This window comes from Cellulomonas sp. P5_C6 (assembly GCF_054049635.1).
On record NZ_JBFULZ010000107.1, the window covers coordinates 1 to 13,694 of the forward strand.

Genomic DNA, 13,694 nt, shown 5'->3' on the forward strand with positions numbered 1-13,694 from the left:
GGGTAGACGCGCACGTGGGTGGGTCCGGTGACCTGGGTGCCGGTGACGTTCAGGACGACGGCGGTCGCGTCCTTGGGCACGAGGGTGCCGTCGGCGACGGACAGGTCGACCCACTGGCCGGCCTTCAGGGCGCCCTTGCGGACGCCGGTGCCGTTGCGCATGTCCATCACGCGTGTGGGGGTGAGGGGCTCGAACGCGGTCGCGGCGCCCGGGCTGTAGTAGCCCGCGATGTCGGCGATGAGGTGCGTCGTGGTGGCCTCGGGGAGCAGCCGGATCGTGTGGTGGTCGGGGCCGAGCGCGACCGTGACCAGGTTCGGCTGGTCCACCCCGGGCATGACGTTGATGTTGGAGACCTTCGGCGGGGCGCCCAGCCCCTCCGGGTAGACGCGGACGTTGCCCGGCGCCGACGGGCTGACAGCCGTGACGTTGAGGACGACGGCGGTGGCGTCGGCGGGCAGGCCGAACAGGGCGACCTCGAGCGCCTTGCCCGCGGGCACCCGTCCGGCCTCCCAGGTGCCGACGCCGGTGCGGGTGTCGAGCACCCGGACCGGGTCGACCGGGGTGTACCGGTCGCCGTGCGCCGCCACCGTGAACCAGGTCCGGACCGGCACCGACTGGGTCGCGCCGCTGGTGTCGGTCAGGCCGTCGACGACCACCTCGTAGTGGGACCCGGGGCTCAGGTCGGCGGTCGGTGTCAGCTGGATCGTCTTCGTGGCGGCGTTGTAGGTGCGGTTGACGGCCACGCTCGCTCCGGCCGCGTCGACGATCCGCACGCTGGCGGGCACCGGGGTCCTGAGCGGCCGGTCGAGCGTGACGGACACGACCTGGCGCGCCGCGGCACCCGACGTGTGCGGCGCGGGGGTCACGGCGCGGACCCAGGCCTGGCCCTCCGTGTCGGAGAGCTCTCGCTGGACCGAGACCACGAGGTACAGCCCCGAGGTGACGACGTCGAGGTCGCCGTCGCCGTCCAGGTCGGCCGGTGCGATCCCGGGATGTCCGAAGAAGGCGACGATGTCGGGCAGGTCGGAGCCGGACGGAGCGCCGAGGGTCCCGCCGGCCTGCTGCCGCAGCACGCTGAGGTGTCCCATGCTGGTGGACGCGTCCCCAAGGGCGACGACGTCCTGCAGGCCGTCGCCGTCCATGTCGGCGATGCGGACCACCCACGCCCCCCTGTCGAGCGGGTAGACGACCTTCGGGTCGAAGGTGCCGTCGCCGCGTCCTGGGATGACCTCGACCCCGTCGAGGCTGAGGTTGACGATGTCGGCGCGCCCGTCGCCGGTGACGTCGCCGATCGCGAACCTGAGCAGGTCCGGGCCGACGGGCGCCCCGACGGACGCGCCGAGGTCGGCGTCGAGGTGGAGCGTGTCGTCGACGACGATGTCGACGTGGGTGTCGCCGTCCAGGAAGCCGGCGTCGACGTGGTCCCCGGTGCCGAAGTCCCCCGGCTGCACGGTGAACGTGCCGGTCCCGTTGTTGAGCGCGAGCAGGATGGGCTAGCCCGTGATCACGAGGTCGCGGTCGCCGTCGCCGTCGGCGTCGATCGGGATCGTGTCCCATGCCCCGGTGTCGGCGATCAGCCCGTGGGCGGTGAGGACGCCGCCGGCCTGCGTGAACACGCCGACGCCGTTCACGGTGGTGACGAGGACGTCGAGGTCCCCGTCGCCGTCGACGTCGGCGGTGGACAGCCCCGTCACGGTGAGGCCGTACCCGGCGGGGATCGCGACCTCGACCGGGCTGGCCAGCGTCCCGTCGCCGTTGCCTCTCTGGAGCCGGAAGAACGCCTCGTCGTAGTCGCTGGTGACGACGTCGGCGATGCCGTCACCGGTCAGGTCACCGGCTGCGGCCGACGACGCCCACTCGGGGTCCTCGTACTGGGTGGACGTGAACGTGGCCGGCCCGGAATCCGGGAACAGCATGACCCGGTAGGACTGGTCGCTGGCGGACGGGTTGGCGTTGGAGATGCCGATGAGCACGTCGCCACCCGCGGTCATGGGGAACACGGCCTTCTCGGTGGCGGCCGGTTTCGCGACGCTCGCGGTGCGGAGCACGGTGCCCGTCGGCGAGCGCACCTCGACGGCGAGGTCCAGCACCTGCGCGCCGGTCGGCGCGGCAAGGATGTCGGCCTCGACCCGGTACCAACCCGCCGACCCGATGGTCGCCCGGTACCAGTCGACGTCGCCCTCGGGCGCGATGGTGCCGACCGACTGCGGGGCGAGCGCGCCGGCCGTCGCGGGGGTGTCGTTGTCCACGCCGTCGCCCGGCATCCGGTCGAACGGGACCGCCACCGCGGCCGGCACCGGGTCCGCGGTCGTGACGGCCGACGCCGCGTCCAGGACGCCGAACCCGTAGTACGGGTCCGTGCCACGGGGCCCGGCGTCGCGGGCCGTGGTCTCGAGCCGCTCCTCGACCTTGGCGGGTGTCATCGTCGCGTGCGCCCGCACGAGGGCGGCGGCGCCGGCGACGAAGGGCGCGGAGAACGAGGTGCCGGACCGGTAGACGTACCCGCCCGACGCGGAGGGCCCGACGATGGACTCGCCCGGCGCCGCGATCGAGACCCAGTCGCCCCAGCTGGAGAACGCAGCGAGCGAGCCGTCGTCGTCGGTCGCCGAGACCGCGAGCAGCCCAGCGATCTGAGGGGCGTACGCGGCCGGGTACTGCGCCTGCTGCGAGTGGCCGTTCCCGGCGGCGGCCACGACGACGGCGCCGGCAGCGACGGCCGCACTGATCGCGTCGCGCAGGATCGGGGACGGTTCCGTCCCGCCGAGCGAGAGGTTGATGACCCCGGCGCCGTGGCCGGCGGCCCAGGCGATGCCGTTCGCGATGGTGGAGTCGTCGCCGACACCGGTGGCATCGAGCACCCGCACGGGCAGGATCTTGGCGTCGTACGCGGCGCCGACGGCCCCGGCGCCGTTGTTGCCACGCGCCGCGGCGACGCCGGCGACCAGGGTCCCGTGGCCGTTCGGGTCAGCGGCGCTCGCGTCGCCGTCGACGAAGTCGTACCCCGGCAGCAGCGCCAGGTCCTCGTGCGGGCTCACGCCCGTGTCGAGCACGGCGATCGTGATCCCCGACCCGGTGGACGCGTCCCAGGCGCGCGGCAGCCGGAGCGTGTCGAGGTACGGCCAGATGTCGCTGATCAGGGGGTCGTTGGTCCACGCATAGGCGTGCCGGACGTGGTCCAGCTGCACCTCGGCGACGCGCGGGTCGCTGTCGAGCCGGGCGACGACGTCGACGGGGTCCTCGTCGCCGACCGCGACCTGCACGTAGGGGGTGCCGTCGACGTCGCCCTCGCTGCTGCCGCCGACGGCCTCGAGGGCGGACCGCTGCTGGGCGCCGGTCGTGCTGGGGGCGAACTTCACCAGCACGTGGTCGGGGTCGTACGTCGCGCCGCCGACCTCGGGGAACGTCGCCTCGGGCACGGGACCGCGGTCGTCCGGACGCTCGCCGGTGGTGGGGTCGGGGGCCGTGGCTGTGGGCGTCGCGGGGGCGGCGACTGCCGGGGCGAGGCCGCCGGCGGTCAGGGCGAGACCGACGCCGAGTGCCGTCGCGGCGCTGATGATGCGGCGGTTCATGACCTGCCCCCGGTGTCCCAGACGACGACCGTGCCTCGAACGGTTGCTCGGGGTCGCGGTCGACGTGCTCGGAGCCTAGGTGCAGCGACGGGGCGGCGGGGGCGATTTCCGCACGATCACGCCGTCGCGCGCTCGTTCCGTCGCGCGATCTCGAGGGCGAGCAGCGCGATGCCGGCCGCGCCGAGGGCCGCGGCGAGACGCTCGAGCAGGCCGCCGACGGGCGAGGTCGAGAACGCCCCGGCCGCGACGAAGACCACGAGCACCGCGATCGTGAACCAGCGGGTCGGTCTCGCCCGACCCTGCCAGTCGACCGTGTTGTGCATCGCGGCGGCGAGGAAGAAGCCGGCGCCCACGAGGAACGTGAAGCCGGCCGTGGTCAGGACCGTGTCGAGCGTCCCACCGAGGTTCGCGGTCTGGGCGCTCGCGCTGCAGCCGGCGTCGGCGATCCGGCACGCGAGGCGCTCGAACGGGGTCAGCAGGTCTCCGAGGCCATAGACCGAGAGCGCCAGCAGGATCGAACCGACCCGCGCGGACCAGCCACCGGCCCGCAGCGACGGCCAGACGCAGAGCCACGCGAAGACGATCGTCACGGCCCCGGTCAGCGTCAGCACGACGACGAGGAACCAGGCGTGCGGCGCCGTGACCGCGTACATGTCGCTGATCGAGTGCGCGAGGACGCTGTAGCCGGCGCCCTGCCACGCCGCCGCGACCAGCCAGGACGCGACGAAGACGACCTGCGCGGCGACGGTGACCAGTGCCCAGGTGCGCCTGGTCGAGCGGGCCGCCGCGTCGTCGTCCATGTCGGAACGGTAGCGACGACGGTCGATCGCCGGGGGTGGACGGTCGTCCGGATTGACCCGTTCGGGCGACGACTCCCGGCCGCGCTGTCGCTACCGTGACCCCGACGGTCGGCTGCAGGGGTGCAGGGTCCCGACACCATCACCGGGAGCCCACGTGCTGCGCCGACGCCACATCCTGCGGTTCGCCGCGCCCCTCACGCTCGCGCTGCTGGTCGCGCTGGGCGCTCCCGCGCAGGCTGCGCCGGAGCCCTCCCCCGCGGACCCGTCGCCGGACGTGCACACGACGCCGTTCAGCGCGGCCCCGGAGCACGCGCCCCGCACGGCGCCGCCGCTGCCCGAGCTCCCGACCCCGGCCGCACCCGAGGAGGCCGGGTACGCCCCGGACCACGTGCTGGTCCGGTTCGCGACGACGGCATCGCCGAGCCAGCAGCGCTCGTCGCTGTCCGCGCTGGGCACCCAGGTCGAGGACGTCGTCGACGGCACGGGCTGGGTGCAGGTCGACGTCGGCGACCAGGACCCGACGGCCGTCGTGGCGAAGCTGGACGCCGACCCGCAGGTCGCCGACGTCCAGCTGGACCACGTGCGGCACGCCTTCGCGGTCCCGAACGACCCGTACGTCCAGTCGGTGCCCTACTTCGACCTGCTGCGCCTGCCGCGGGCCTGGGACACCAGCACGGGCACGGGCACGGTCGTCGCCGTGCTGGACACGGGCGTCTTCGGCACGCACCCGGAGCTCGCCGGCTCGGTGCTCGCGGGCACGGACCTGATCGGGAACGACTCGGACCCCGAGGACGTCGCCGGGCACGGCACCCTGGTCGCCGGCGTCATCGCCGCGCACGCGAACAACGCCGACGGTGCGGCCGGTGCCGCCTACGGCGCGAAGATCCTGCCGGTCAAGGTCCTCGACGACACCGGATCGGGCACCGACTCGACGGTGGCGGCGGGGATCACCTGGGCCACCGCGCACGGCGCCGACGTCATCAACCTCTCGCTCGGCGGTCCCGACCCCGCGCCCGTCGTGCTCACCGCCATCCAGGGTGCCGTCGCCGCGGGCGTCGTCGTCGTCGCGGCGGCARGCAACGAGGGCACGGACGCCCCGATGTACCCGGCCGCCTACGCTCCGCAGGTCGACGGGCTGCTCGCGGTGTCGGCCACCGACGACTACGGCTCGCTCACGGACTTCAGCAGCTGGGGCGACTGGGTCACCCTGGCGGCGCCGGGCTACCAGGTGGTCGGTCCGTCGGCGAACGGCTGGTACACGACCGGCACCGGCACCTCGTTCGCCGCACCGTTCGTCAGCGGCGCGGCCGCGCTGGTGGTCGCGCACTCCCCGGCGTTGACCCCGGCCGCGGTGGAGCAGCGGCTGGTCTCCACGGCCGCCGACGCCGGCCCGCGCGGGATCGACCCGTACTACGGCCGCGGGGTGCTCGACGCGGCCGCCGCCGTGACGGCGGCCGACGCCTTCCCGGCCGCGCCGGGCGTGCCGCTGGACCGCGCGCCCACGGACCCGGGCGGCTCCGATGACACCCGGGCGACCGCGCGGTCGCTGCCGGGCGGCGGGAGCACCGCGACGCTCAGCCCCGAGGGCGACGTCGACTGGTACCGCGTCGACGCCCCGTCCGCCGGCTGGTACGTCGTGCAGGTCGACATCACGCCGACGCCCGGTGTGGGGGTGCAGCTGGTCGCCGACGTCGAGGTCCGGAACGCGGCGGGCGACATCGTCGCCTCCGCCAGCACCGGGGGCAACCCGACGGCCCAGGCGTTCGTCCCCGTCCCCGCGGCGGGCACCTTCTACGTCGAGATCTCCGAGGCCGACGGCGCGATCTCGACCGACACCTACACGATCACGGCCGCGCCCGGGACGGCTCCGCCGTTCACCAGGACCCACCAGTCGACCCCACCGGACACGTACGACGGTCCGATCGCGGTGGGTGAGGTCACGGGCGACGGGCGGGCCGACGCCGTGAGCGCACCGCTGCAGGGCTCCGCGCTCGACGTCTACGCCGGGCAGGCGGGCGGCACCGTCGCGGCACCGACGCTCGTCGCGCTCCCGAGCGGGACCTTCAACGGGTCGGGCATCGCCGGTGTCGACGTCAACGGCGACGGCCGCATGGACGTGGTCGCGGCCACGACGACCGGCGTCCAGGTGTTCACGCAGCCGCCGGCCGGCGGTCTGGTCGCCGGGACGTCCCTCGCGTTCGCGGACGCGCAGAAGGTCGTCGCTGCCGACATCGACGGCGACGGCGACCAGGACCTCGTGCTCTCCAGCTGGACAGCGGGTGGCGCACAGGTGGCGAAGAACAACGGCACCGGGACGTTCACGCTGGGCGCGGTCGTCCCGTCGTCCATCTGGATCGCGGTCGGCGACGTCACCCGCGACGGGCGGCCCGACATCGTCGACGTCTCCCAGTACTTCGCCCAGAAGGCGGACGGCACGTTTGCCAACCCGGTCGCGCTGCCCAGCACGGGGTTCGGCCTCTGGCGCACGCTCGCGATCGCCGACGTCACCGGCGACGGGTTCGCGGACGTGATCCGGCCGAGCGCGTCCAACAACGGTCTTGTCCAGGTGGACTCGCTGCAGGCGAACCAGACCTTCGCCGCCTCCCACGCCTACCCGGCGTACGAGATCCCCGACGTGATCGCGACGGGCGACGTGACCGGCGACGGCAGGACCGACGTGGTCGTGACGAACAGCGGGTGGCTGGGCATCACCGTTCTCCCGCAGAAGAGCGACGGGACGCTCGGCGCGCCGATCACCTTCGGCGCGGGCAACTACGTGTCCTGGTACCAGCCGGACGGCCTCAAGGTCGGCGACGTCGACGGCGACGGGCACAACGACCTGGTGCTCTCGGACAACGGGATGTCGGTCTTCCGGCAGAACTCGCTCAGCCAGGCTCCGCTCGGGCACGGGTGGCTCAAGGGCGTGACGCCGGCGACCAACAGCGCCGGCGGGGCGGTGCGTCCGACGGTGACGGTGGCCCTGGAGCGGGCGTTGAAGGCCGGGTCGGCGAGCGCGCAGACGGTGCGGCTGATCGACGGTGCGACGGGTGCGGCGGTGCCGGCGTCGGTGACGTACACCGCGGGGACGAAGACGATCAGCCTGACCCCTTCGGCCGACCTGTCCCCGGGCAGCCACTACGAGGTGATCGTGTCGGGTCTGACCGACTCGGCGGACGTGCCGCAGGACGAGCCGATCCGGTCGTTCTTCACGGTGGCAGCGAACGGGTCGCGGTTCACGCCGATCGACCCGGTGCGCATCTTCGACAGCCGCGACTACGGGTCCCCGATCGACTCGGGTGAGCAGCTGGTGCTGGACCTGAGCGGCCTGGCCGCCGCGGGTGGCACCGCGGTGGTGCTGAACGTGACCGCGACCGGGGTGGCCCGGCAGGGCAACGTGCGGGTGTACCCGACCCCGGCCAACGGGGTGCCGCCCACGGTGTCGAACCTGAACGTGGTCCCGGGCGTGGACCAGCCGAACCTGGTCACGGTCGCCCTGGGCGCCGACGGCACGATCACCCTGCTCCCTGAGGCGACCTCGACGCACCTGATCGTGGACGTCTCCGGGTACTACTCGGCCGGTGGGGCGGCGGCGTTCGAGCCGTTGGCGCCGGTGCGGGTGATGGACCTGCGCTACGGCACCGGCGGTGTCCCGAAGGGACGGCTGGCCGCGGGCGCGCACCTGGACCTGCAGGTCACCGGGCGCAACGGGGTCCCCGCCGACGCGGTGGCCGTGGTGCTGAACGTGACGGGCACGCAGACGGCCGCGCCGACGCACGTACGGGTCTACCCGACGCCGGGTTCGGCTGAACCGCAAGGCGGTCCGGACGTGTCGAACCTGAACCTGCGCGCCGGGCGCGACCAGCCGAACCTGGTGACGGTCAAGGTCGGTGACGGTGGCCGGATCCGGTTCGACGCCCCCGTCGCGGCGACCTACCTGCTGGCCGACCTGGCGGGCTACTACACGGCCACGGGGGACAACGGGTTTGTCCCGTTGACCCCGGCCCGCATCGCCGACACCCGGATCTCGCAGGGCTTCACCGGGCTGATGAAGGCCGGCAAGGTGCAGGACCTGCAGGTCACCGGCGTGGCCGGGGTCCCCGCGGACGCGACCGCGGCGGTGCTGAACGTGACCGGGTCGCGGCCCCGCGACGTCACGCACATCCGGGTCTTCCCGACCACGGTGCCCGCGACGCTGCCCGACATCTCCAGCCTGAACCTGGTGCCCGGCCGCGACGAGGCCAACATGGTCATCGCGCGCACGGGGGCCGGTGGGAAGGTCTCGTTCTTCACCTTCACCGCGGACACCGACCTGATCGTCGACGTGTCGGGCTACTTCCGGAAGTGAGGACCACCGACTTCGGGTGGCGGGGCGGCGACCCGTCACCCGAAGTCGATCATCCCCCAGGTGACGACCCAGCCTCCGTCGGCTCCGGGAGTCACGTCGACGACCACGCCGTAGCCCATCTCGGCGCCGGCAGCCTCCTCGACGTCGACGAGGCAGGCCAGGCCGTCCGGRCTCGCGCTGTCGACGACGTCGCAGTCCGGGTCGCTCGACGGTGTCAGGTCGGCGAGCGCATCCGGGTCGTCCGGCGAGCCGGTCAGCGTCGTGATCGTCGCCGCGTCGCGGGTCCGCCATGCGGCCAGGAACTGGTCGACGGTCGCGCGTCGAGGGTCGTCGGACGTGGCGCTGGGCTGCGCCGACGCGGTGACGTTCGCGTCGAGGGTCGCGGTCGCTGTCGCGGTCGGGCTCGGCGTCGCGCGCACGGTCGGCGAGGTGGTGGGCGTCGCCGCGTCCACGGGCGGGTCCGTACCGGCGACGCACCCGGCGAGGAGCACCACGGTCGCGACCCCGACGAGCAGGGGCGACGCACCGGACCTGACGGACTCGCGCACGGTCAGCGGCACGACTGCTCCCTCCTCGACGTGTGCGCGCAAGGTATCGCGACAGTCGTTCTGCGAGGGGGACTTCTGGGAGCGGGTGACGAGAATCGAACTCGCGCTATCAGCTTGGGAAGCTGAAGTTCTGCCACTGAACTACACCCGCGTGACCGACAGGATCGGTCCGGCAGAGAGYATACCCGGCTGGATCGGTGCCGCGAACTCCACCCGGACAGTGCGGACACCCGCCACACTGGCCGCACCCCAGCAGCGGAGGTAGACGGTGGCGGAGTCCCGCTCGATGGTCCCGGCGACACTGCGCGGCTACCGCAGGTCGTGGCTCGCGCCGGACGTCGTCGCGGGGGTGACGTTGGCCGCCGTCGCGATCCCCGAGACGATGGGCTACACCTCGATCGCGCAGACGCCCGTGGTCACCGGCATCTACACGCTCATCTTCCCGACGCTCGTCTTCGCCCTGCTCGGCTCGTCGCGCCTGCTCGTCGTCGGTGCGGACTCCGCGACCGCGGCGATCCTGGCGGCCGGCCTGGCGGGACTCGGGATCGCCGGGCTGGAGCCGAGCACGGCGGAGTGGCTGGCGTGGACGAGCCTCGTGGCGATCGTCTGCGGCGTGCTGCTGGTGCTGGCGCGGCTGCTGCGGCTCGGGTTCCTCGGTGACTTCCTCAGCTCCGCGGTGCTGGTCGGGTTCCTCACCGGCGTGGGCATCCAGGTGTTCACGGGGCAGCTGCCGGAGATGCTCGGCATCCCCAAGGGCACCGGCAACTGGTTCGCGCAGCAGTGGTACACGATCACGCACCTCGGTGATGCCGACCCGTGGACCGTCGCCTTCGCCGTCGGGACGCTGGTCATCATCGTCGGCTGCAAGAGGTTCGCGCCCCGGGTGCCGGGGGCGGTGATCGCCGTGATCGCGTCGATCGTCCTGTCGGGCAGCCTCGACGCGACCTCGCACGGCGTCGACGTGATCGGCGCGGTCCAGGGCGGCTTCCCGCCGATCGGGCTGCCCAGCGGCCTCGACTGGGGCGACGTGCCCAAGGTGATCGGTATCGCGTTCTCGTGCTTCGTGCTGATCATCGCGCAGAGCGCCGCGACGTCCCGCAGCTTCGCGATGAAGCACGACCAGCGCGTCGACGTGAACCGCGACATCGTCGGGCTGAGCGGCGCGAACCTCGCCGCCGGGCTCAGCGGCACGTTCGTCGTCAACGGCAGCCCCACCAAGACCCAGATCCTCGACGAGCAGCACGGCCGCACGCAGGTGGCCAACATGACGATGTCGCTGGTCGCGCTGGCGGTCGTGCTCTTCCTCACCGGGCTGCTCACCGACATGCCGAAGGCCGTGCTGGCCGCGATCGTGTTCCTCATCGGGATCGGGCTCATCGACGTCGCCGGCCTGCGGCGGATCAGGGCGGCCCGGGTGAGCGAGTTCGTGATCGCCCTGCTCACCGCCGTCGTCGTCTTCTCGGTCGGGGTCGAGGAGGGCATCGTCCTGGCGGTCGCGCTCTCGATCCTGGAGATCATCCGGCGGGCGTACTCGCCCAAGGGCTTCCTGGTCGGCGTCAACAAGGAGGGCGTCCCCTCGTACACGCCGGCCGCCCCCGGGGCGCAGAGCCTGCCCGGGCTGCTGGTGTTCCGGTACGACGCCGAGCTGTTCTACGCCAACGCCAACCGGTTCTCCGACGACGTGCAGGCACTGATCGCCGGCGCGCCCGACAAGGTCCGCTGGCTGGTGCTCGACTGCTCCTCGCTCACCGACGTCGACTACTCCGCGAGCCTCGCCCTGGCCGGCCTGATCACGGCGGTGCACGCCGACCACGGGGTCTTCGCGCTCGCCTCGCCCGATCCCGCGCTGCTGGACGACCTCCGGCGATACGGCACGCTCGAGGGCTTCGACAACGCGCACGTCTTCCCGACGGTCGAGGCGGCCGTGCTGGCGTTCGTGGCGTCCCAGAAGGCCTGACCACTACTTCCGGAAGTACCCCGAGACGTCGACGATCAGGTCGACGTCCGCCGTCGCCGCGTAGAACGACACCCGCCCGGAGTCGCCCAGCCGGACGATCGCCAGGTTGGCCTCGTCGCGCCCGGGCACCAGGTTCACGGTGGAGATGTCCGGCAGGGTGGCCGGGACGGTCGTCGGGAAGGCCCGGACGTGCGTGACGCCGCGGGGCTGCGAGCCGGTGATGTTGAGGACGGCGGCCGTCGCCGTCGAGGGGACGCCCGAGACCCCGCCGACCTTGAGCGGGGACGCGACGCCCGAGCGCAGCAGGGGGATGCCCAGGCTGCTGCGGGTGTCGGCGATGCGCGTGGGGGTCAGCGGGACGAACCCGTTGTCGCCGGTCGCCGTGTAGTAGCCGGCGAGGTCGGCCAGCAGGTACGCGGCGGCGGTGTGGATGTAGAACCGCACGCGGCCGCCGTCGCCAAGGCGGACCGTGACGAGGTTGGGCTGGTCGCGGCCCGGCGAGAGGTTGAGGTTGGAGATGTCGGGCGGCGTCTGGTCCTCGCCGGCGCCCGGGGACGGGTAGACCCGGACGTGGGTCAGGCCGGTGACGCCCGTGCCGGTGACGTTGAGGACGACGGCGCTGGCGTCGGCGGGCACGCCGCCCTTGCCGGCGACCTGCAGGTCCACCCAGTGGCCGGGCTGCAGGCGGCCGGCGGGGACGCCGCCGGTGCCGTCGCGCAGGTCGAGCAGCCGCACGGGGGCGACGGGCTCGAACGCGGTGCCGCCGCCGGGGCTGTAGTAGCCGGCGAGGTCGGCGATCAGGTGTGTCGTGGTGGCCTCGGCCAGCAGCGTGACGGACCCGTCGGCACCCAGGCCCACGGTCACCAGGTTCGGCTGGTCGACGCCCGGCATGACGTTGAGGTTGGAGACCTTGGGTGCGCCGCCGCTCCCGCTCGGCGTCGGGTACACGCGGATGTTGCCCTGCGTGCTGGGGGCCGACGCCGTGACGTTGAGGACGACCGCGGTGGTCCCCGCGGGGACGTCGTCGGACAGGTCGAGCCGCACGGGCTTGCCGGAGGCGACGCGGGCGGCCGTGGGGACGCCGAGCGCGATGCGGGTGTCCAGCACGCGCAGCGGGTCCATCGGCGTGAACCGGTCGCCGTGCGCCGCCGCCGTGAACCAGGTGCGCAGCGGGGTGTCCTGCACGAACCCGTCGGCGTCGGTGACCCCGCGGACGATGACCTCGTAGTGTCCGCCAGGGCTGAGGTCCGCGGTCGGCGTGATGCTCAGGGTCCTCGTCGCTGCGTCGTACGCGCGGACCGTGCTGACGGTCGCGCCGGTCTGCCCGTCGCGCAGCCGGACGGTCTGCGCGGTGAGCGACGCGGGCGACAGCGGCCGACCCGCCACGACCTTGACCGTCGGACGCAGCGCGGCGCCCGAGGAGTGCGGGGTCGGGGTGACGTCGTCGAACCAGCCGTGCTCGGCGCCGACGGGCGTCAACGAGAGGTGGTGCAGGACGACGACCGTGTGGTCGGCGTACACCCCGTTCGGCGTCTGGACCACGTCGAGCAGCCCGTCGCCGTCGAGGTCCGCCAGCCGGAACGCGCCCTCCTGGAACCAGGGCTGCGACGTGAGGGGGGCGACCACCTCGGGGGTGTCGAAGGTGCCGTCGGGCAGCTGGCGCAGCAGCGAGACGGTGCTCCACCCCTGGTTGGCGACGAGGGCGTCCGTCCGCCCGTCGCCGTCGATGTCACCGAGTGCCACGGGGGACGCGTTGCTGCCGGCCCACACCTTGCGCTGGGTGCCGAAGCCGGCCGTCGTGAGCTTGGGCTCGACATAGAGCCAGCCGGTGCCGTCGGTGCGCACGACGTCGGGCCGACCGTCCCCGGTGACGTCGCCGACGGCCACGCCGTTCGTCGTCGCGAGGTAGGGGAGCGCGGTCGGACCGGCGAAGGTGCCGCCCGCGGCCTGCGCGAACACGTCCGACGCCGTGACGATGTCCGGGCGACCGTCGCCGGTGGCGTCCCCGACCGTCAGCCGGGCCAGGCCGGTGGGGACGGCCGCGCCGAGCGTGAAGACGCCGGCGCCGTTGTTGACGGCGACATGGGTGGAGTCGTCCGCGAAGCCGGTCAGCACCAGGTCGGTGTCGCCGTCGCCGTCCATGTCCGCGGCGACCAGCAGCGACCCGCCGGTCGTCGACGTCGTGGGGATCACGGCGCCGGGCGTCAGCGAGCCGGCGTCCTGGAGGAAGAGCTGGTAGCCGGTGCGGACGGCCACGACTACATCGAGGTCGTGGTCGCCGTCGACGTCGGCGGTCGCGATGCCGTTGCCCGTGGCGGTGGTCACCGCGACCTCCTCCGGCGGGGCCAGGCTGCCCGCGCCGTCGCCGTCGCCCGGGTAGACGGCGAACGACGCCCCCGGGGACGTGGTGACCACGTCGACGACGCCGTCGCCGGTGACGTCGCCGACCGCCATCGTGCGCGTGTCGGCAGCGCC

Annotated in this window: 7 protein-coding genes and 1 tRNA gene; 2 read left to right on the forward strand and 6 right to left on the reverse strand. The window is 73.4% G+C overall.

Translation table 11 applies throughout. The features are described from left to right. The 3 genes from ACXJKG_RS12965 to ACXJKG_RS12975 all read right to left on the reverse strand — a co-directional run. A partial coding sequence (locus ACXJKG_RS12965) for an FG-GAP-like repeat-containing protein (protein ID WP_456846171.1) occupies nt 1-1,451 on the reverse strand: 1,451 nt, incomplete at its 3' end. A 42-nt stretch (nt 1,452-1,493) separates the two neighbouring features. After that, nucleotides 1,494-3,569 (reverse strand): S8 family serine peptidase, encoded by a 2,076-nt coding sequence (locus ACXJKG_RS12970; RefSeq protein ID WP_456846172.1) that lies wholly within the window; start codon nt 3,567-3,569, stop codon nt 1,494-1,496. A 116-nt stretch (nt 3,570-3,685) separates the two neighbouring features. Then, the gene (locus ACXJKG_RS12975; protein WP_456846173.1) at nt 3,686-4,369 is read right to left on the reverse strand and encodes a DUF998 domain-containing protein; all 684 of its coding nucleotides are present in this window, start codon (nt 4,367-4,369) and stop codon (nt 3,686-3,688) included. A 154-nt stretch (nt 4,370-4,523) separates the two neighbouring features. Between ACXJKG_RS12975 and ACXJKG_RS12980 the strand changes: the two genes are divergently transcribed. Further along, complete coding sequence (locus ACXJKG_RS12980; protein ID WP_456846174.1) at nt 4,524-8,714, forward strand: S8 family serine peptidase; 4,191 nt, start codon at nt 4,524-4,526, stop codon at nt 8,712-8,714. A gap of 35 nt (nt 8,715-8,749) precedes the next feature. On the opposite strand, the gene ACXJKG_RS12985 is transcribed toward ACXJKG_RS12980, so the two are convergent. Both ACXJKG_RS12985 and ACXJKG_RS12990 read right to left on the reverse strand, forming a co-directional pair. After that, complete coding sequence (locus ACXJKG_RS12985; RefSeq protein WP_456846175.1) at nt 8,750-9,274, reverse strand: hypothetical protein; 525 nt, start codon at nt 9,272-9,274, stop codon at nt 8,750-8,752. A 68-nt stretch (nt 9,275-9,342) separates the two neighbouring features. Then, a tRNA-Gly gene (locus ACXJKG_RS12990) sits at nt 9,343-9,413 on the reverse strand. A 117-nt stretch (nt 9,414-9,530) separates the two neighbouring features. On the opposite strand from ACXJKG_RS12990, the gene ACXJKG_RS12995 reads away from it, so the two are divergent. After that, entirely contained in the window at nt 9,531-11,219 is a 1,689-nt protein-coding gene (locus tag ACXJKG_RS12995; RefSeq protein WP_456846176.1) for a SulP family inorganic anion transporter, read from the forward strand. 3 nt (nt 11,220-11,222) lie between these two features. Here the strand turns inward: ACXJKG_RS12995 and ACXJKG_RS13000 are convergent. Beyond that, nucleotides 11,223-13,694, reverse strand: a 2,472-nt coding sequence (locus ACXJKG_RS13000) for an FG-GAP-like repeat-containing protein (protein WP_456846177.1), incomplete at its 5' end; no start/stop codon positions are given.